At 72.7% G+C, this 18043-nt stretch carries 18 protein-coding genes; 9 read left to right on the top strand and 9 right to left on the bottom strand.

Annotated elements, in window-relative coordinates:
- Nucleotides 1–6: 6 nt before the first annotated feature.
- Complete coding sequence (locus tag ACWGR4_RS21465; protein ID WP_380008313.1) at nucleotides 7–2970, bottom strand: ATP-binding protein; 2964 nt, start codon at nucleotides 2968–2970, stop codon at nucleotides 7–9.
- A gap of 290 nt (nucleotides 2971–3260) precedes the next feature.
- Here ACWGR4_RS21465 and ACWGR4_RS21460 point away from each other — a divergent pair, with 290 nt between their 5' ends.
- Nucleotides 3261–3671: a Zn-ribbon domain-containing OB-fold protein gene (locus ACWGR4_RS21460; protein WP_380008310.1), complete on the top strand. Its 411-nt coding sequence runs from the start codon at nucleotides 3261–3263 to the stop codon at nucleotides 3669–3671.
- Here the strand turns inward: ACWGR4_RS21460 and ACWGR4_RS21455 are convergent.
- Together ACWGR4_RS21455 and ACWGR4_RS21450 are read right to left on the bottom strand one after the other, a co-directional pair.
- A complete protein-coding gene (locus ACWGR4_RS21455; RefSeq protein WP_452132605.1) occupies nucleotides 3652–4815 on the bottom strand; it encodes an NAD(P)/FAD-dependent oxidoreductase in 1164 nt (387 codons plus the stop codon). The genes ACWGR4_RS21460 and ACWGR4_RS21455 overlap by 20 nt on opposite strands.
- A 232-nt stretch (nucleotides 4816–5047) precedes the next feature.
- Entirely contained in the window at nucleotides 5048–5179 is a 132-nt protein-coding gene (locus ACWGR4_RS21450) for a hypothetical protein (RefSeq protein ID WP_380008304.1), read from the bottom strand.
- A 148-nt stretch (nucleotides 5180–5327) separates the two neighbouring features.
- On the opposite strand from ACWGR4_RS21450, the gene ACWGR4_RS21445 reads away from it, so the two are divergent.
- Nucleotides 5328–5615 carry a hypothetical protein gene (locus ACWGR4_RS21445; RefSeq protein ID WP_380008302.1) on the top strand — a complete coding sequence of 96 codons (288 nt, stop codon included), beginning with the start codon at nucleotides 5328–5330 and terminating at the stop codon, nucleotides 5613–5615.
- An 18-nt stretch (nucleotides 5616–5633) separates the two neighbouring features.
- Here ACWGR4_RS21445 and ACWGR4_RS21440 read toward each other — a convergent pair whose 3' ends face one another.
- On the bottom strand, nucleotides 5634–6035 hold the full coding sequence (locus ACWGR4_RS21440) for a hypothetical protein (protein ID WP_126642107.1): 402 nt from the start codon (nucleotides 6033–6035) through the stop codon (nucleotides 5634–5636).
- Between the two features lie 271 nt (nucleotides 6036–6306).
- Here ACWGR4_RS21440 and ACWGR4_RS21435 point away from each other — a divergent pair, with 271 nt between their 5' ends.
- Both ACWGR4_RS21435 and ACWGR4_RS21430 read left to right on the top strand, forming a co-directional pair.
- On the top strand, nucleotides 6307–6630 hold the full coding sequence (locus ACWGR4_RS21435; protein ID WP_126642106.1) for a chorismate mutase: 324 nt from the start codon (nucleotides 6307–6309) through the stop codon (nucleotides 6628–6630).
- 205 nt (nucleotides 6631–6835) lie between these two features.
- Nucleotides 6836–7291, top strand: a complete 456-nt coding sequence (locus tag ACWGR4_RS21430; protein WP_452132604.1) for a chaplin — start codon at nucleotides 6836–6838, stop codon at nucleotides 7289–7291.
- Between the two features lie 82 nt (nucleotides 7292–7373).
- Here the strand turns inward: ACWGR4_RS21430 and ACWGR4_RS21425 are convergent, their stop codons facing one another.
- The gene (locus ACWGR4_RS21425) at nucleotides 7374–7973 is read right to left on the bottom strand and encodes a hypothetical protein (RefSeq protein WP_452131548.1); all 600 of its coding nucleotides are present in this window, start codon (nucleotides 7971–7973) and stop codon (nucleotides 7374–7376) included.
- Between the two features lie 253 nt (nucleotides 7974–8226).
- Between ACWGR4_RS21425 and idi the strand changes: the two genes are divergently transcribed.
- On the top strand, nucleotides 8227–8778 hold the full coding sequence (gene idi / locus ACWGR4_RS21420; protein WP_380008622.1) for an isopentenyl-diphosphate Delta-isomerase: 552 nt from the start codon (nucleotides 8227–8229) through the stop codon (nucleotides 8776–8778).
- Between the two features lie 67 nt (nucleotides 8779–8845).
- Here idi and ACWGR4_RS21415 read toward each other — a convergent pair whose 3' ends face one another.
- The 3 genes from ACWGR4_RS21415 to ACWGR4_RS21405 form a co-directional block, all read right to left on the bottom strand.
- Entirely contained in the window at nucleotides 8846–9841 is a 996-nt protein-coding gene (locus ACWGR4_RS21415; protein ID WP_452131549.1) for a hypothetical protein, read from the bottom strand.
- A gap of 103 nt (nucleotides 9842–9944) precedes the next feature.
- Complete coding sequence (locus ACWGR4_RS21410) at nucleotides 9945–12320, bottom strand: transketolase-like TK C-terminal-containing protein (protein WP_380008289.1); 2376 nt, start codon at nucleotides 12318–12320, stop codon at nucleotides 9945–9947.
- Between the two features lie 154 nt (nucleotides 12321–12474).
- The gene (locus tag ACWGR4_RS21405) at nucleotides 12475–12903 is read right to left on the bottom strand and encodes an SRPBCC family protein (protein WP_452131550.1); all 429 of its coding nucleotides are present in this window, start codon (nucleotides 12901–12903) and stop codon (nucleotides 12475–12477) included.
- Nucleotides 12904–13163: 260 nt separating this feature from the next.
- Here ACWGR4_RS21405 and ACWGR4_RS21400 point away from each other — a divergent pair, with 260 nt between their 5' ends.
- The 4 genes from ACWGR4_RS21400 (at nucleotide 13164) to lysA (ending at nucleotide 16931) form a co-directional block, all read left to right on the top strand.
- The gene (locus ACWGR4_RS21400; RefSeq protein WP_380008283.1) at nucleotides 13164–14123 is read left to right on the top strand and encodes a M48 family metalloprotease; all 960 of its coding nucleotides are present in this window, start codon (nucleotides 13164–13166) and stop codon (nucleotides 14121–14123) included.
- A 54-nt stretch (nucleotides 14124–14177) separates the two neighbouring features.
- Entirely contained in the window at nucleotides 14178–14990 is an 813-nt protein-coding gene (locus tag ACWGR4_RS21395; protein WP_452131551.1) for an aldose epimerase family protein, read from the top strand.
- A 155-nt stretch (nucleotides 14991–15145) separates the two neighbouring features.
- The gene (locus tag ACWGR4_RS21390; protein WP_452131552.1) at nucleotides 15146–15574 is read left to right on the top strand and encodes an SAV_915 family protein; all 429 of its coding nucleotides are present in this window, start codon (nucleotides 15146–15148) and stop codon (nucleotides 15572–15574) included.
- 37 nt (nucleotides 15575–15611) lie between these two features.
- Nucleotides 15612–16931 carry a diaminopimelate decarboxylase gene (lysA, locus tag ACWGR4_RS21385; protein ID WP_452131553.1) on the top strand — a complete coding sequence of 440 codons (1320 nt, stop codon included), beginning with the start codon at nucleotides 15612–15614 and terminating at the stop codon, nucleotides 16929–16931.
- A 76-nt stretch (nucleotides 16932–17007) separates the two neighbouring features.
- On the opposite strand, the gene ACWGR4_RS21380 is transcribed toward lysA, so the two are convergent.
- Nucleotides 17008–17913 (bottom strand): NAD(P)-dependent oxidoreductase, encoded by a 906-nt coding sequence (locus ACWGR4_RS21380; protein WP_452131554.1) that lies wholly within the window; start codon nucleotides 17911–17913, stop codon nucleotides 17008–17010.
- Between the last annotated feature and the right edge of the window lie 130 nt (nucleotides 17914–18043).

Below are 18043 nucleotides of genomic sequence, written 5' to 3'. Positions count from 1 at the left end.
GCCCCGCTACAGCTCCGATCCGCGCGTCGGGCCGCCGCGGAAGGGCCAGGTCTCGGTGCGATCCGCGTCCGCGTCCGGGCGGGACTCGTCGCGGTGCGGGATGCCGAACGGGCTGTAGCCGCCGGTGTACTCCTCGACCCACTCGTCGGAGTCGGCCCGTCCGTGATCGGCCGGCAGCGCGTTGCCGCCGACCAGGGCCTCGATCATCTTCGTCGCCCGGGTCTGCAACGGGATCGCGCCGCAGTTCGCCGCGGTGATCCGGGCCCGCTCCAACTCGCCGATCGCGTCCGGCTTGTGACCGTCCTTGCGCAGCCGGTCGCCGTACGCGAGCAGCGCCTTGGCGTATTCGTACTCGGCGCCGACGCCCTCCAGGGCGACCGCCGCGTCCCACAGCGCCTGCTGCGCGTTGACGTTGTCCTCGACCTCCCCGGCCACCCGCTTGGCCTGGCCGGCGGCCACCGGGGCGTAGAAGGTGTCGGCGCGGGCGACCGCCTGTTTCGCCACCTTCTTGGCCAGTTCCTGGTCCTGCTGCGGGCCCTCGGCGTTCAACGCCTCCGCGAGCAGCAGGCCCCACGGGCACCACGCCGGGTTGTCCATGCCCTGGGCACGCAGCCGCTCGCCGAGTTCGGTCAGCGGCCGGATCACCTCGTGGTGCCTGCCCTGGGCGATCCGCAACTCGGCGAGCACGATCGCGGGCACCGGCAACACGCGGGCCGACTGATCGACCTTGGCGGGATCGTCGAAACCGATGCGATGGCAGGTGTGTTCGGCCATTTCGAGATCGCCCTGGGCGATCAGGGTCTGGATCAGCACACCCGCCGCGTACCACTTCGACGGGGTGTTCTCGCCGAGGTCCATCGCCATCTCCAGGCCGGTCTCGGCCTCCCGGCGCGCTTCCTTGAGCCGGCCCATCCGGTAGTGCAGCATCGCCCGGAACGCGTGGCCGTAGGAAAGGTGCGAGCGCTGGCGGCCGTTGGCCCGCAGTTCGGCCATGCCGCGCTCCAGGAGTTCGCGGGCCTCCTTGAACAGGTCGCAGTAGATGAACGTCAGGGTGAGCACCATCGGGATCTCGAAGCCCCAACCGTCCTCGACCCAACTGAAGCCGTTGCGCTCCTTGTTCGGCAGCTCGGGACCCAGCGCCGCCCGGGCGAACTTGGTGGTGGTCTGGAGCCGGCGCCCGCTGAGCACGCCGTACCAGGCGACCAGCGCGAACAGCGAGTAGTTCGTGCGCGTGGTGGCGCTCTCGGTGTTCAGCCGCACGGTCAACCGCTGGAGGTCGTGCGCCCGCGACGCGAAACTGGAGTCGTGCTCCCAGAACGCGGCCCACATGAACAGGTCGGCGTAGAGCCGCTGTCGGGTCTGGCCGACCGGGGTCTTCTTGATCTCCCGGTCCAGGAGTTCGATGCTCTTGTCGAGCTGACCGCAAAAGGCCAGCGAACGGCCCAGCTCACAGATGATGTTGGTGCGCAGATCCCCGGGCGGGCAGCCTTCGAGGGCCTGCTGCAGCGGCTCCAGACTCGCCGGCGGATCGTTCACGAAGTGCGCGCGGCCGATGTTGTAGTGGATCAGCGGGCGCATCTCCCTGGGCGCGACCTCGGCGAGGGCGTGTTCGAGATACGTCACACCGGCCTTCGGGACACCGGATGCGAGACATTCCCGGGCCGCGTCCACCGCGATGCCCGCCGCCCACTCGTCGGAGACGGCGAACATGTTCAACACGTGGGTGGCGGCGGTCTGCGCGGAGAAGCCGTCCTCGCGCAACATCCGGGCCGCCTGGGCATGCATCACACAGCGGTCGTTCGCCTCGAAGCAGTGGTCGTACACCGCGCGCAGCACCAGCGAGTGGGTGAAGCCCCAGGGCAGATCCTCGTCGTCGACGGCGGTCAGGATCTCCCGCCTGCGCAGGTCCGCGGCCGCGGCGCGGGTGGCGTCGCCGCTCAGTCCGGCCAACCGCGCGACACGCCCGACGGTCAGATGCGGAGTCAGGATCGCCGCGGCCAGCGCCACCTTGCGGGAATCGGGCGCGAGGCGGCCGAACCGCTCGTCGAACTGACCCTTGTGGTAGGCGTAGACGGCGTGCTGCCGCATTGCTCGGCCGTGCTGCGCGAGCGCATCGGAGGTCGGCGGGATCCGCTTCTCCTCGACGAAGCGCAGCAGTTCGCGCAGGGTCTGGGGCAGGCCCTCGGAGCAGCGGTGGCAGTGCTCGACGAACTCGGGGTCGACCCGGCGGCCGGCGAAGCGGTGCCGGATCAGCGGGGTGACACCTTCGAGGGTGAGCGGTTCGAGCTTGCCGAGCCCGGCGACCGCGATCCGCTCCAGCGCGTCCAGCGATTCGCACAGCTGCTCGTCGACCTCGTCGTGCCGATACGAAACGATGATCAGGATCGGCAACTCGGTGATCTGCGCGGCGAAATTGGCCAGCCAGGCGAGCGAGGAGGGATCCGCCCAGTGCGCGTCGTCCACCACCATGAGCAGCGGCCCGCGATCCGACGCCAGGTAGCCGCGCATGACCGCGTCGAGGCCGTTGAGGACGTTCTCCGGGTCCGGTGGTTCCGCCGGTTGGCGCGGGATGATGCCGAAGATCGGCGCGATGATCCCGTACCACTCGCCGAGTCGTTCCCTCGCGGTGTGCTCGGCGATCCCGTTCAGATCCTGGAACAGCCGCTTCACCAGGCCGTAGACACGAACCCGCTCCAGCGGATAGCCGGTCACCGCGAGCATGTCGAAGCCCTCGGCCCGTGCGGTGAGCTTCGCCCACTCCAGCACGGCCGACTTGCCCACACCGGCCACACCCTTGACGATCGCCACGCGGCCCGTGCCGGTTTCCCGCACCGCGGCCAGTTGTTCGCGGAGTTCGTGTTGCAGGAGGTCGCGCTCGACCAGGGGCATGGGCTCCGCCGGGGAGGTGGAGTCGGGTGTGTGCTCGCGCCCCGTGCCTTCCGGGCGCGCTGCCGTGCGTCCTGCCGTCATCGCGCAACCTCTCTGCCGTGCGTCCCCACCCCGAGCCCGCGCGGATCGATTACGCGCCGTGGCGGATCACTTGCGCTACCCATCCTGCGCCAATCACGCAAGCCATGTCTTTGACTTGGCCGAGAAGTCCTGTCGACGTCCTCTCTTCGAGTGGCCCGATTTCGGAACGGGAACGGATGTGCGGTCGATTCGGCAACCGGGCGCTTGGTGCGCGAGCATGCAGCCGGGGCTCGTGTTCGACCGCCGGCGGGCCCGCAGAACTCGACGAGGCATGTTCGACCAGAAAGGCCGTGACACCCGTGTTGGGACCGCAGATCGGTGTACCCGTCTCTCCTGCCGCGTCGGTGCGAATCCCGCCCGAATCGGGCGAGTTGCGCTATCAGCGGTGCGGTGCGTGCGATACGGCGAACTTCGCCCCCACCGAGATGTGCCGGGGCTGCTCGTCGCGCGCGCTCCAGTGGGCCACCAGCGCCGGGCGCGGGAGCGTGTACAGCTGGACCGTGGTGCGCCGGCCCGAGGCGCGCCCGTTCGGCGGCGCGTACGCGGTGGCGATCGTGGATCTGGACGAGGGCTATCGCATGCTCACCAATCTGGTCGAGGTCGAACCGGCGGAGATCCATTCGGGGATGCGGGTGCGGGTGGACCTGCGACCGACGGGGGAGGAACGGGTGTTGCCGTTCTTCACGCCCGACCGGGGCTGAGGATTCCCGCCGAGCGATCCGGGCGGAAGTCGCCGGCCGGGATGTCCGGTCGGCCGCTCGCGCCGTCGCACAGCAGATCGGCCGTCAGCATGCCGACCGCCGGTACCACGCCGAGTCCGTGCTCGTCGCAGCCGGCCGCGACGAACAGCCCGTCGGGTCCGGTCGATCCGATCATCGGCAGGTGATCGGGCCCGGCCTCGCGCCGGATGTCGAACACGGCCTCCGGGACGGGGTCGGGCAGGCCCGGCAGCCGCGCCGCCAGGTGGGCGAGGGCGTGCGCGGCCGGGTCGGCGCCGGCCGCGCCCGGATCGGGGGTGCCGACGAGCAGCCGGTCCGGACCGTCCGAGCGCAGCCAGCGGCCGGACGGGTCGACCAGGACCGGTCGTTCGCCGAGCGCCCGGCCGACCCGGACCCGGACCGCCACCTCACGGACGGCGCGCAGCGGCAGGTTCACCCCGAGCGGTGCGAGCAGCGCGGGCGCGTCGACCCCGGCGGCCACCACGACCGTGCCGCACGCCACTTCGCGGCCGTCGCCCAGGCGCACCCCGGTGATCCGGTCCCGGCGCGCCGACAGGCCCACCGCCGGCGTGCGGGGCAGGAACGCGGCGCCGGCGCGGCGGGCCGCGCGGGCGAAGGCGCGGGCGGTGCGTCGGGTGTCGGCGTATCCGGCGTCGGGGTCGTGGGTGAAGCCCGTGCACGCGTCGACGATCAGTTCGGGCCAGTGTGTACCGACCTCCTCGGGCGACATCCGCCGCACGCCGATGCCGAGGACGCCGGGCATCCCGACACCCGCGTCGGGCGCGTCCGGGTCCGCGGCGGCCACCGCGACCAGCCGGCCGCACCGACGGAATCCGACATCCTCGCCGAGTTCCTCCGAGGCGTTCTCGAACAGCCGGATGCCCGCCGCGGCCATCGCCGCGAGCGCGGGCGCGGTCGTGGGGCGGTACACGGCGCCGCCGCCCGGCCCGGGGCCGCCGAAGGCCCCGAAGGCCCCGAAGACGCCGAGCGCCGCCGCGTCGTCGCTCCCGGCCGGGCACACCAGCACATCGCGCATCCCGCGTTGGGTGAACGCGTACCCGATCGCCATGGCCACGGGGCCGGACCCGACGATCACCACGTCGGCCACCGGCGAGTCCGGCGTCATCGGATCGCCCCCGGGCGCGGCGGTCGGCCGGGGCGCGGGGGCGCCGTCGTACGGTCCTGTGTCTTCATCTCGCGCCGTCACCTGGGTCGGGGCCCGGTCCCGGGAGTGGAACCGATCTCCCCGGAGTGAACAGCCCGACCGTTTCCGGCTTTCGACACGAGCGTAACGACGGTGTTACGCACAGTGTCCGGCGCGGGCCGATCGATCCCGCGCGGGTCCGGGGCGGGCGGTATTACCCGCGTTGCCGGGCGCAGGCGCGCCGGCAACGTTCGACGGCGAGCGTCACTCGAACGGTCGCGGACCCCGCGTGTCGGAGCAGATCCAGGCGCGCGGTGCCGCCGCAGGGGGCAGTGGTGGGTGTCATGCCCCGATCATATACCCCATGGGGGTACATGGCGGTTAGGATTCGATTCCGGTGGGGTCGCGCATCATCGCGGTCGCCTCGGGTAGACCGCCGAAGTAGACCGCCGAAACAGGACCCGTTCGAACGCAGCAGGAAGACAGGAGACGCGATGACCACCACCGCGATCGCCGCTCTGGCGACGTTGTTCGTCGGCCTCGCCGGCTGCCTGTGGCTGCTCACCCGGGCGCGCCGCGCCGAGCGTATGACGGCCGCGGTGCTGATGTGCATGTTCGCGTCGCTCGCGCTGGTGTTCTACTCGATCGGTCAGGGCGGGATGGGCGCGCTGGACGCCGCGCTGCTGCTCGGTGTGGCCGCCCCGGCGGGCACGCTGACGGTCGCGGCCCGCGGTCGCGGCCTCGGCCGCACGGCCGCCGGTCGCGACCATCGTGCCCGGTGATCCGCCTCCCGCGACCGATCAGGTCCGGCCGCCGCCACCGCGACGCAGGAGGAAGGACACACACAGCCAGACCAGCGTGGTGGTGCAGCCCATGATGATCAGCGCGAACGCGATCACCACCAGGTAGGCGCCGGACGTGGTGATCAGCGCCGCGAACACCGCCGCGAACAGCACGACGAGCAACAGCACGTGCCACGTGCCGGAGAGCGTCGGTCGGCGCATCCTTCGGCGGGCGCGCCCCGAGGCCGGCATCGAGCCCGCGCCCGGGACGACCCGGCCGCGCGCACCGCCGCGCCGACGGTTGCGGGAAGGACGCATCGTGCGCAGCGCGAGATCCAACTCCTCGTCCTTGCGCAGCTCGTACTCGATCTCCTCCAGCATCCGCCGCTCGTTCGGCGTCAGACGCACTTCCTCCATCATGTCGTTCGCCCCCTACCGCAGTTCCGCCCGCATCCCACGAGTACGGCCGAACGGTCGTCGCGACACGGCAGGGACAGCCGACGGCGCGGACCGTACTCAGAGGGTCCCCCGCAGGTGGCGATGTGACACCTGGCAGAACGAGAGATGACAGGTGGTGACATTTCCTCGGATCGCTCGGTGGGCCCGGGGGCGGGGCGTCGGGGGAGCCGGCGCGGGCCCGTCGGCGTGCGTGCCTCCGTGCGTGCGAGGGCGCCGGGTAGGGTCACCCGTTATGGCCAACGGAACCACTGACGAAAGGTCGGGCGAGGCGCCCGACAAGCCCGCCGAGCTGCTGGACCTGCGGGACAGCATCGACAACATCGACGCGGCCCTGATCCACCTGCTGGCCGAGCGGTTCAAGTGCACCCAGCGGGTCGGCGTGCTCAAGGCCGAGCACCGGCTGCCGCCGGCCGACCCGGCGCGCGAGGCGGTACAGATCCGCCGGCTGCGCGCGCTGGCCGAGAGCGCCAAGCTCGACCCGGACTTCGCGGAGAAGTTCCTCAACTTCCTGGTCGCCGAGGTGATTCACCACCACAAGGCGATCGCGGGCGCGTGATCGCGTGATCGATCGCCGTCCGGCTCGTTGAATCGATCGCGGACGTCCGCGGTCCCCGCGTCGGTGCGGTCCGGCGTTCCCCCCTGCGCGGCTTGCTACTTACGGGGGAAGATCGCGCGCTCCCCGTCACCGGCATCACCCCTCGCGCGTTGGACGTCGTGGAACCCCGGTTCCACCGTCTATCGATCGATGGGAATAACTACCAGTGAACAAGCTCACCAAGGGTGCGGTCGTCACCGCCGCCATTCTCGGCGGTTCGGTTTCGGTCGGGGGCCAGGCGTTCGCGTCCGCCCAGGCGGACGGCGCCGCCGTCGACTCGCCCGGCGTGCTCTCCGGCAACAACATCCAGGTGCCGGTGCACGTGCCGGTCAACGTCTGTGGCAACACCGTGAACATCATCGCGGCGATCAACCCGACGTTCGGCAACACCTGCGTGAACGGTGACGGCGTGGAGCTGCCGAAGCCGGGTCACCCGGGCCACCCGGCCCCGCCGCCGCACCACGTCCCGCCGACCGACGACTGCCCGCCGCCGGTCCCGCCGGTCGACGACTGCCCGCCGGAGCTCCCCCCGCCGCCGCACGTCCCGCCGACGGACGACTGCCAGGACCCGACCGGTCCGGCCGCCCTGGCGAGCGGTGCCACCGGCTCGATGATGGGCTGAGCACCCACGTCACGGCCGCGGCCCCGGCATACCTCCCAGGTGTGCCGGGGCCGCGGCCGGTTTCCGGGCCGGTGCGGGCGGGTCAGCCCACCGGGGTGCGCTCCGCCGGGCCGGGCTCGCGCAGCCGGCGCGGCGCGGGCTTGTCCTTGGGGGGCTTCCCGAACGCCTCGCAGACGCCGTACCCGCTGATCACCAGGCAGATCAGGGTGAATCCGCCCAGCACCCCGAAGAAGCCGCGCAGCGCCTCGGTGCGGTCGGCGTCGCCGGTGATCAGGATCAGCACGCCGAGCAGCGCCCCGGCGATCGCCATCGCGGCCACCGCGCGGGCGAACTCGACGACCTCGTAGCGGACCCGCTCCGGGCCCCGCCGCGGCGGTCGCCAGGGCAGTGGGCCGCCCAGGAAGTGGTAGGCCACCCGCTGGTCCACCCAGCGGATCGCCCGGTGCCCGAAGACCGCGGTCGTCCCGATGTACAGCGCGGCGATCCCGTGCCGTGACCCGGCGGTGGCGCCGCCGCGCAGGTCCACCACGGCGACCACGAGCAGGATCACCTCCAACAGCGGCGTGGCGTACAGGAACACGTTGCTCAGCCGCCGGCGGTGCAGCACGTAGCGGCTGAGCAGGCCCAGGGCGATCAGCACCCAGAAGCCCACCTCGCAGGCCACGATCATGGCGACGACCACGACGATCTCTCCCTCGGGCGGTTGCGGGCCCGTCCGACCCCGGGCCCCGGGCGGGCGACGGCGGTCTCGAACAGACCACACCAGCCTCTCCCGCCCGCGCCCGCGGCGGATCGTCGACAGGGCGGATCCCGCCGTACAGACAACGATGTAGGCGGCGCACGACACGTTGGGGTGGGCCCGGCCCGGGATCGGCGGATCCGCGCCTCGCGTGCCGGATAGTGTGCTGGGCAAGGCCGAACAGCAGGGAGAGCACATGGCGCAGGAGCAGCCGGACGGTCGGGTCATGGTCGAACTGGTGGACCCGCAGGGGAACACCATCGGCCTCGCGGAGAAACTGGAGGCACACCAGCCGCCGGGTCTGCTGCACCGGGCGTTCTCGGTTTTCCTCCTCGACGAGCAGGGCCGGGTATTGATGCAGCGCCGGGCACTGACGAAGTATCACTCGCCGGGACGCTGGTCCAACACGTGTTGCAGCCACCCGTTCCCGGGCGAGGAGCCCCGGGAGGCGGTGCTGCGCCGGCTGACCGAGGAGCTGGGCGCCAAGCCCACCGTCCTCGAACCCGCCGGTCTGGTGACCTACGACGTCACCGACGAGGTCTCGGGCCTGGTCGAGAAGGAGTTCAACCACCTCTTCGTCGGCCTGGTCGGCGGCGAACTCGGGCTCAACGCCGAGGAGGTCGACGACGTCGCGTACGTACCGCTCGACGAACTCGACGCGTGGCTGGCCGAGCACGATCACACGGCGTGGCTGAGCGCGGTGCTCGAACCGGTGCGCGCACCGCTGGCGGCGCTGGCCGCACGCTGAGCGGACACCCGAGTGGAGAGGGCGGGTCCGAAATGCCGGGCCCGCCCTTTCGCTCGCGCTCCGTCTCTCAAGCCTGGGGCGGTTTGGTGCCCTGGTCCGGCCAGCTCGGCGCGGGCGCCGGGACGAGCGTGGCGCGATCCGGCTTGGGCGCGGCGCTGCCGAAGACGTACTCGGTGCGCAGGTGCCGCGTCGCGCCGGTGGCCACACCCTTGTCCACCACCGTCGTGCTCACCTCGGAGTACGCGGGCAGGTGCGTGGCCGGGTCCAGCCAGAACACCGCGCGCACCGGCGAGCCGCTCTGCTGACCGAAGTTCTCGATCTGGTACGGCCCCTTGGTGAAGTCGGGGATCGTGGCCCGGAACGCCCGGAGCAACAGATCGGTGTTGGCCGCCGCGCCGCCGTTCTGCTGCGGCTTGAGGTCCACCGTCAGGCGCAGCCAGGACTTGCCGCCCTGCTGCGCCGGTTCCACCGCCGAGGGGGTCAACCAGCCCGGGGTGGCCTCGAGTTGGGCGGCGAAGGTCTTCGCCTGCTCGGCGGTCAGCCCGGTCGGCAGGATGCCGTCGCCGACGTACTTGCCCTCATGGGCCATGTCCACGACACACGTGCGTTTGGTGTCGCTCCACTGCTTGAGCGCGTTGTTGTAGCTCCACTCCCGGCCCGCCTCGCACTGGGAGCGCTTGATCGGCGCGTCGGCGGCGACCTGGTAGGCGCGGTCGGTGAACGCGGATTTGCCGCCCGCGTCGTACCAGGACCACAACTCCTCCTTGACCGTCGCCTCCTTGGCGGTGTCGCCGGCCGCGGTTCGCACCCCGTGGTACTCGACCACCTGCTGCGTGGTGGTCGCGGCGACGAGCGCGGCCCAGACCGCCCCGGGGTCCTTGTCGCCCGCCCCGCCGGGCGCCGGGGCGCCGCCCGACGGCCCCCCGATGGTGCCCGGCTTGTCCCCGCTCTTGGCGTCCTTGCCGCCGTCGGAGTCCGACGAGCACCCCGTCAGTACGACGGCGGCGCTCAGGCCCGCCGCCGCCCACGCGCTCCACCGTCGTCCCACGCCCCCGTGTCGCATCCACCACTCCTCGCCTCGGTCCGGCCGAACGCTGCGTCAGCACGCATACCGTACGCGTGAGCGAGCCGGGCGGAGCGGGGGCGGCCCCGCCCGGCGGGGGTGCTCAGGCCAGGGACAGTGCGGCCAGCGCCGCGTTGACGATCGAACCGGGCAGCAGGTCGTGCAGTTCGTACAGGTCCTCGATCCGGCCGGTCTGGCCGAACTGGTCCACGCCCAGCGGTACACACGGCACGCCGAGCGCCGAGCCGAGCCAGGCCAGGGTGTGCGAGGAGGAGTCGTGCACGGTGACCACCGGCGCGCGGTACGGGAACGCGGTACGCAACGCGCCGGGCGCGGACGGCGTGGTCGCGGTGCGCACCCCTTGGCGCAGCGTGCGCTGCCAGGCGGCGTAGAGCCGATCCGCCGAGGTGATGTCCACGACGTGCGCGGCGATGCCCTCGTCGCGCAGCTCGTGGGCGGCGGTCAGCACCTCGGGCAACACCGCGCCGGACGCGGCCAGGTACACACTCGGCGCGCCGGGCAGGTCGGGCGCCTCCAGGAGCCGGTAGCCGCCCGCGAGCACCTGCCGGCGCAACACCGCGTCGCCGAGCCGGGTCCGGGCGGCCTCGAACGGTGCCTGGTCGATCGGGCGCGTGGTGAGCCGGAAGTAGTAGGCGCCGTTGTCCGGTTCGACCCCGTGGTCCGGGCCGCCCGCGATCCGCCCCACCGCGTCGCACAGCAGCCAGTCGAGGGCCGAGCCGTAGGCGGGCTCGATCAGCGTGGTGCCGGGCAGCTCCAGACCGATCGAGGCGGTGATGGTGGACTGGTGCGCGCCGCCCTCGGGGGCCAGGGTGACCCCGGAGGGGGTGCCGGCCACGATGAAACGAGAGCCGGAGTAGACGGCGTGGATGAACGCGTCCAGGCCGCGGCACACGAACGGGTCGTAGACCGTACCGATCGGGATCAGCGGCTGGCCGGACAGGTCGCCCGCCAGGCCGAGCTGTTCGAGCAGCAGGAACAGGTTCATCTCGGAGATGCCCAGTTCGATGTGCTGCCCGCCGGGGCCCTCGACCCACTTCAGCGCGCCCTCGCCCGACCAGGCCCGGCGCTCTGTGGGGGAGAACACGCCGGTGCGGTTGATGAAGCCGGCCAGGTTGGTCGAGGTGGCCACGTCGGGGGCGGTGGTGACCAGGTACGGCGCGAGCGCCGGGTCGCGGGAGAGGTCGACCAGGACCCGGCCGAAGGTCTCCTGGGTGGACACCGGCTTGCTCATGCGCTGATTCGTCGAGGCGGCGACCGGCACGCCCAGCGGGCCCGGCCTGGGCGCGCGGGCCAGGTGCTCGCGGCGCTGCCCGGCCAGGATGCCCTCGGGCGTGGCGGCGTCGAAGCGGTCCCACTCGGTGCGCTCGCTCAGGCCGAACTCCGCGCGCAGCGCCGCGACCTGATCGGTGGTCAGCAGCGCGGAGTGGTTGCGCGGGTTGCCCGCGAGCGGCAGGCCCCAGCCCTTGACCGTATAGGCGAAGACCACGCTGGGCCGGTCGGTGACCGCGTCGCAGCGCCGGTAGGCGTCGAGCAGGGCGGCGATGTCGTGCCCGCCGAGGTCGGTGACCAGGGTGTGCAACTCGGCGTCGGGCACGTCGGCGACGGTGGCCGCGACGTCGGCCGGCGCGCCGTCCAGGAAGTGCGCGCGCACGTCCGTGTCGGCGAGGCCGAACAGCGCCTGGTACTGCTCGTTGGGCATCGCGTCGAGCCAGGCCCGCAGCGCCGCGCCGCCGGGCCGGTCGAACGCGGCCTGGAGCCGGCGACCGTACTTGACCTCCACCACATGCCAGCCGGCCGCCTCGAACTGGCCGCGCCACTGGTCGATCCGGACCCCGGGGACCACCCGGTCGAGCGACTGCCGGTTGAAGTCGACCAGCCACATCACGTTGCCCAGGCCCTGGGTGGCCGGGTCGGCGATGGCCTCCCAGATGTTGCCCTCGTCCAACTCGGCGTCGCCCAGCAGCGCGACGAAGCGCGAGGCGGGACGCGCGCCGAAGTGCGCGTCGACGTAGCGGCGGGCGGCCGCGCCGAACAGCGGCGCCGCCGCGCCCAGGCCGACCGAGCCGGTGGAGAAGTCCACCCATTCGCGGTCCGGGTCCTTGGTCCGGGAGGGGTACGACTGGAGGCCGCCCTTGGCGCGCAGCGTGGTCAGGTAGGACCGGTCCAGGTTGCCCAGGAGGTACTGGATCGCGTGGAAGACCGGCGAGGCGTGCGGCTTGACGCTGATCCGGTCGGGGCCGTCGAGGTGGGCGAACCACAGCGCGGTCATCGCCGAGACCAGCGACGCGGAGGACGCCTGGTGGCCGCCGACCTTGATGCCGTCGGCGTTCGGCCGGTCGTGGTTGGCCGAGTCGACGATGCGCGTCGCGAGCCACAGGACGCGGCGCTGGACGGCTTCGAGGACGGACAGGTCGATGCCGAGAGCGGACGCGGCGTGGTCCGTGTCGCTGCGGTGCATGGTCACCTCAAGATCGGTCGGGGTGGCCGAAGCATACGGCGATCGTCTCACCATGCGATACGCGCGCCGGGGGGGCGGCGGGCGGGCGCGGCCGGTCCCCGGCCGCCCGGGGACCGGGGTCGGGGCGGCCGGCGTGGGCCTCTGGGTGGTCGGCCTAGGCGAACCGCTCCCGGAGTGCGGCCAGGCCCGCTCCGTACGTGCCCTCGGCGAAGACCGCGTCCACCGTCTCCACCACGTCCGGCTCGCCCTCGTAGGTCGCCGACCAGACCACCTCGCTGCCGTCCGCGTGCGGGTGCACGGCCAGCGTGCCGACGTAGTCCGTCACCGCCAGCGGCACCTGGATCAACCGGTAGCTCATCCGGTGCGCGGCGTCGTCGTGGCTGAGCAGTTCCTCGCGCGAGAGCACCTCGCCGTCGATTGCGAACGCCCGTATCGCGCCCGGGGTGTTGGCCTCGCCGCCGCCCTCGATCGTGCTCGGCGGCACCACCGGGTGCCAATCACCCAGGGCGCCGAAGTCGCCGATCACCGCCCAGACCCGGTCGGGTGTGGCGGCGATCACAGCGGAACGCGAAAACTCGTGCATGAACGAACTCCTGTCGGTTCGGAATTACGCGCGTGGAGGTGCGACGATGCAATTCGGCGCGCTTTCGGACGGGGTTTCGACCACGATTCGATCCGGGTCCGTGGCGGGTCCGCAATACCACCGGGTGGTTGGTGTCGGCCGAATAAATCACCCGACCGATGTGGCCTGTCTCCTGGACGCGGAAACCACTTGGCGCCTAGAACCGTTGCAGGGCCGAACGGGTCACCGAACGGACGAGGCCGGAAAGGGGCGGCGGGGACGTGTTGTACGGACTTGTGCTGACGGCTTTCGCGGCGGCCATCCTGGTGACCGCCCCGCGCGTATTGCGCCGGGCCGAACGCAGCGGCTTCAGCCCCCGACACGTGCAGCGTGCCTGGCGGGCCGCCGCGGGCGGGGTGCTCGCCTCGTTCGCGCTCGCCGTCCCCGTCTACACCCCCGACCTGTGGCAGGCGCCGATGCGCGCGGCCGGATTCGACCCGCGGATCGGCATGCCGCACGTGCCGCTGCCCGCGCAGATCACCGTCGCGATCCTCGCGCTGCTTCTCGTGGCGTTCGGCTGGCACCGGGGCGCGGGCGCGATGCGCGACTATCGGCGCGCGCTGCGGGTGCAGCTGGACCGGCTGGAGAACTCGGCGCCGCTGCTCGACGAGGAGGACGGCGGCCGGCCGCGCCTGGTGATCGTCGAGGACGAGGCGCCGCGCCTGGTGCTGCTGCCGTCCCGGCCGCCGCGCGTGGAGGCCACCACCCGGGCGTTGGACCTGCTGCGCCCGGAGGAGTTGAACGCGGTCCTGACCCACATGGCCGGGCACCTGCGCCGGCGCGACGCGCAATGGATGGTCTGCGCCGACACGTTGGCCGACGCGTATCCGGGGGTGCGCTTCTTCGCCGACTGGGCCGATCACGCGGCCGAACTGTCGGAGAAGGCCGCCGACGCCGACGTGCGCGGGTCCATCGCGCGGGCCAATCTGCGCCGGGCCATCGTCAAGCTGTCCGGGCCGGGCCAGGCGGGCGGGCCGTTCTGCCCGTGCTTCGCCTGGCCGCAGCAGCGCCAGGAGGAGCTGATCGTGCACCAGACGCACGCCGCGGCACACCCCGAGGTGGCCGTCGCGGGGGTCCGGGTGGGCGCTCCGGTCGCGTCGGCGGGGTTGCGGGTGCTCACGGCGGCGGCGCTGCTCGTACCGTCGGTGATCGTGTTGTCGCCGCACTTCCTGTACATCTGAGGCCGCCGGGGCGGGCGGGTCGGGGCCGGGGGCGCTGCGCGTAATCTGCCGCCCATGATCGACGGCGAAGTGTGGTTGCGTTCCGAAGGCGCCGAGGCGCGGATTCTGCCGGACGCCGGGTGCCGGCTCGGCTCGCTGCGGGCGCACGGGCTCGAACTGCTCCGGACGCGGGGGGAGCGGCCCGAGGAGTGGGGCAGCTATCCGATGGTGCCGTGGGTGGGTCGGATGGGCGGGGCCCGGTTCGAATTCGCCGGTGCGGTCCACGAGTTTCCCGCCGACGCGCCTCCGCACGCGTTGCACGGGCTCGGCTATCGGGCGGCGTGGAAGCAGATCGCGGGGGACACCGGGTCGGCGGCCTTCGAGCTCGCGCTGACCGATCCGTGGCCGTTCGCGGGACGGGTCGAGCAGACCTTCACGATCCGGCCCGACGGGCTGACCACGGTGCTGCGGATCGAGTCCGCCGCGGAGGCGTTTCCGGCCCAGGCCGGCTGGCATCCGTGGTTTCGGCGGCGGTTGGCCGTCGGGGAGCCGCTGGAGTTGTCCTTCGAGCCCGCCTGGCAGGAGGAGCGCGGCCCGGATTACCTGCCCACCGGCCGGCGGATACCGGTCGTCCCGGGGCCCCGGGACGACTGCTACGGAACCCCCGGCGGCCTGGACGCGACACTGCTCTGGCCGGGCGCGCTGCGGTTGCGGATGACGTCGGACTGCGATTACACGGTGGTGTACGACATGCCGGTGGACCACGTGTGCGTGGAGCCGGAGACCGGCCCGCCGAACGGGCTGACCGCGCCCACCACCCACCTGGTCCGCCCCGGGGAGCCGCTGATCGCCACGACGACCTGGACATGGGCCTCCGTGGGGGCGTGAGGGGGCGTCGGCGGGCGTTCCGCGTCAACGGGGCGTCAACATGGGCTCATCGACGATCAAGGGCGCGGTAGGGGTGGGGTTGCCCGGTATGCGGTGGTCGTAGCGTCGAATTCAGGGCTCGCGCATGGTGGCGGGGCCGGACTTCGGAGGCTGTCGTGTCGGACGTGTTGTTCACCGATGAGGAACCTGCTGCAGCGACCACCGCTCGGCGCGTGCTGATCGTGCCGGTGCGGGCCGATGCCGGGGCGCGGGTGGTGCGGTTGTGCCGCGATCCCCTGGGAGCCCGGGTCCTGGTGGCGTTCACCTCGGTGGCGCGGCTGCGGGCGGTGTTGGGCGTCGAGCAGGAGTGGATCCGCCTCGGCGCCGGCGCGGCCCGCTCGCTCGCGGCCGAGATCGGCGTCGAGCGCATGCTGGTCGACCCGCGCCTGTCGGCGCCACCGGTGCGCCGGGCGTGGGGCGAGGCGGGGCAGGAGGGCGAAGGGGCCGAACCGAGTACGGCCGCCGCGCGAGGCGCCGGGGTCGCCTGCGGATCCCATCACTTGTCGGCCGACCCCGACCCGGGCACGGTTTCCCTCTTCGCCTGAATCTTCGTCAGCCCTGTACGCGCACAAGGGAGTTGCCATGTCCATATCGCTTGCGGAGCCGGTTCTCGACGCGGGTGTGTGGCCTCGTTCGGCGCAGGCGCTGGGGGCGGATCTCGCGGTCGGCGGGTTGCCCGCGGCCGAACTCGCCGAGCGGTTCGGGACGCCGCTGTACCTGCTGGACGAACAACACGTGCGGGACACCTGCCGGGCCTATCGCCGCGCGCTGCCCGGTGTCGAGATCGCCTACGCGGCCAAGGCGTTCCTGTGCCGCGGTCTGGTCGCCTGGCTGCGCGAGGAGGGCTTCGGGCTCGACGTCTGCTCGGCCGGGGAGTTGGAGTCGGCCGCCCTCGCCGGCATGCCCGGGGAGCGGATCATCCTGCACGGCAACGCCAAGTCGGGCGACGAACTGCGTGCGGCACTGCGCCTGGGCGTGGGGCGGATCGTGCTGGACAACCCGGCCGAGATCGCCCGGCTGGCCGCGCTGGTGGCGCCCCGGCAGCGGCAGCGGGTGATGGTGCGCGTGGTGCCCGGGATCGAGGCCGGTGCGCACCACGCGATCCGTACCGGTGGCGAGGACCAGAAGTTCGGCCTGTCCATCGCCCGGGGCGACGCCGAGGACGCGGTGCTGCGGGCGGTGGCCCAACCCCACCTCGAACTCACCGGCCTGCACTGCCACCTGGGCTCGCAGATCGGCTCGGTACGACCCTGGCTGGCGGCCATCGGCACGCTCGCCGCGTTCCTGGCCGGGCTGCGCGACCGGCACGGGATCGTACTGCCCGAGCTGAACCTGGGCGGTGGCCACGGAATCGCCTACCGGAGCGGCGAACACCCGCTGGACATCGAGTCGTTCGCGATCGACGTGCGCCGCCGGCTGGCCCGGCAGTGCGCGCTGTACGAACTGCCCGTGCCGCGCCTGATCGTCGAGCCGGGCCGGGCGATCACCGGGCCGGCCGGGGTGGCGCTGTACCGCGTGCTGGTGGTCAAGCGCACCGCGCACCGCGTGTTCGTCGCGGTGGACGGCGGCATGGCGGACAATCCCCGGCCGGCCCTGTACGGCGCGCGCACCACCGTGCGCCTGGTCGGCCGCGTCGGCGCGCCCGGCACCCGGCAGGTCACCGTGGTGGGCCGTTACTGCGAGTCGGGCGACGTGTTGGCCGCCGATGTCGAACTGCCCGAGGACGTGCGTCCGGGCGACCTGCTCGCGATGCCGGCCGCCGGGGCGTACCAGCAGTCGATGGCCTCGACCTACAACCTGGTCGGCCGCCCCCCGGTGGTGGCCGTCCGCGCCGGCCGGGCCCGGGTCCTGCTGCGCCGCGAGGGCATCGCCGACCTGCTCGCCCGCGACGTCGCCGAGTAGGCTGGTCCGCTCGTCGCCGCCCACGCGACGCGCGCAACGGGCCGACGGGCCGGTGCGGTTCGCCCGGTCGTACGCCTCAAACCGGGTTTCGGATCGCCTCGATCGTGCTCGCGAAGTCGTCGGCGCCATGGCCCCGGGAGATCGCCCGGCCGACCACGGAGGCGACCGCTTCGAGCACGCCGACGTCGAGGCCGCGCGACCGGGCGGCGTCGACGATGTGCCCGATGCCGGCCGCTTCCATCGCCAGGTTGCCCTGGTCCCCGGGGAACTCGCCCGCGTCGATCGCGCCGGCCACCCGGGTCATGATGTCCGGCAGGATGCCGAGGATGCCCCGGGCGAACGGCAGGAACTCGCTCGCCGACACCCGATCGGCGCCGACCAGCGCGAAGGAGTGCACCAGGCCGGCGATCGTGGTGTAGAAGAAGTCCAGCAGGCCCAGGTCGTAGAGCGCGGCCAGGCCGTGATCCTCGCCCAGGAACGGGGAGTTCGGGCCGAGTACGCGCAGTGTCGCCGCGTGCTCGTCGTACCCGGACCGCGTCCCGCTGTACAGCAGGAGGCCGCCCGGGGTGCCCACGACGGAGGTCGGCACCATGACCGCGCCGTCGAGATACGCGACGCCCACGCCCGCGGCCCACTCGGCGGTGCGCCGGGCCCGCTCGGGGGTGTCCGAGGTCAGGTTGACCAGCGTGCGGCCGGCCCACATGTCGGCGTCGCCGGCCTCGGTCGCGGCGATCAGGATCGCGTCCGCGACGGCGTGGTCGGTCACGCACACGATCACCAGCGGGCTCGCGGCGACTGCGGCGGCGGGCGACTCGGCCCGCACGGCGCCGCGCGCGATCAGGGTGTCGGCGCGGGCGGGGGAGCGGTTCCAGACGGTGACCGGATGCCCGGCGGTCAGCAGCGCGCCGGCGAGCGCGGTGCCCATCGCGCCCAGGCCGAGGACGGTCACGGGGGTGGCGGGCGAGGATGCGGCGGCGGACATGTCGGTCTCATTCCATGGCGGTGACGGGAACGCGCGGCGAGACCGTCCGGGGGGCGTCGCGACCGCCCCGGGAAGCTCGGCGCGCGTTCCCGATGTTGCTCGGACACCGACCGCCGCTCAAGTACCTACG

The organism is Embleya sp. NPDC055664 (assembly GCF_053618075.1).
The sequence above is the reverse complement of the archived record's forward strand: the minus strand, read 5'-3'. Positions and strand labels throughout refer to the sequence as shown.

Excerpts from the sequence above, each read along its gene's own strand:
- ACWGR4_RS21380 (WP_452131554.1), bottom strand. The coding sequence starts at position 17,913 with ATGTCCGCCGCCGCATCCTCGCCCGCCACCCCCGTGACCGTCCTCGGC.
- idi (WP_380008622.1), top strand. The coding sequence starts at position 8,227 with ATGGCGCAGGAGCAGCCGGACGGTCGGGTCATGGTCGAACTGGTGGAC.
- ACWGR4_RS21445 (WP_380008302.1), top strand. The coding sequence starts at position 5,328 with ATGACCACCACCGCGATCGCCGCTCTGGCGACGTTGTTCGTCGGCCTC.
- ACWGR4_RS21405 (WP_452131550.1), bottom strand. The coding sequence starts at position 12,903 with ATGCACGAGTTTTCGCGTTCCGCTGTGATCGCCGCCACACCCGACCGG.
- ACWGR4_RS21450 (WP_380008304.1), bottom strand. The coding sequence starts at position 5,179 with ATGACACCCACCACTGCCCCCTGCGGCGGCACCGCGCGCCTGGATCTG.
- ACWGR4_RS21440 (WP_126642107.1), bottom strand. The coding sequence starts at position 6,035 with ATGATGGAGGAAGTGCGTCTGACGCCGAACGAGCGGCGGATGCTGGAG.
- ACWGR4_RS21465 (WP_380008313.1), bottom strand. The coding sequence starts at position 2,970 with ATGACGGCAGGACGCACGGCAGCGCGCCCGGAAGGCACGGGGCGCGAG.
- ACWGR4_RS21415 (WP_452131549.1), bottom strand. The coding sequence starts at position 9,841 with ATGCGACACGGGGGCGTGGGACGACGGTGGAGCGCGTGGGCGGCGGCG.
- ACWGR4_RS21455 (WP_452132605.1), bottom strand. The coding sequence starts at position 4,815 with ATGACGCCGGACTCGCCGGTGGCCGACGTGGTGATCGTCGGGTCCGGC.
- ACWGR4_RS21435 (WP_126642106.1), top strand. The coding sequence starts at position 6,307 with ATGGCCAACGGAACCACTGACGAAAGGTCGGGCGAGGCGCCCGACAAG.
- ACWGR4_RS21410 (WP_380008289.1), bottom strand. The coding sequence starts at position 12,320 with ATGCACCGCAGCGACACGGACCACGCCGCGTCCGCTCTCGGCATCGAC.
- lysA (WP_452131553.1), top strand. The coding sequence starts at position 15,612 with ATGTCCATATCGCTTGCGGAGCCGGTTCTCGACGCGGGTGTGTGGCCT.
- ACWGR4_RS21395 (WP_452131551.1), top strand. The coding sequence starts at position 14,178 with ATGATCGACGGCGAAGTGTGGTTGCGTTCCGAAGGCGCCGAGGCGCGG.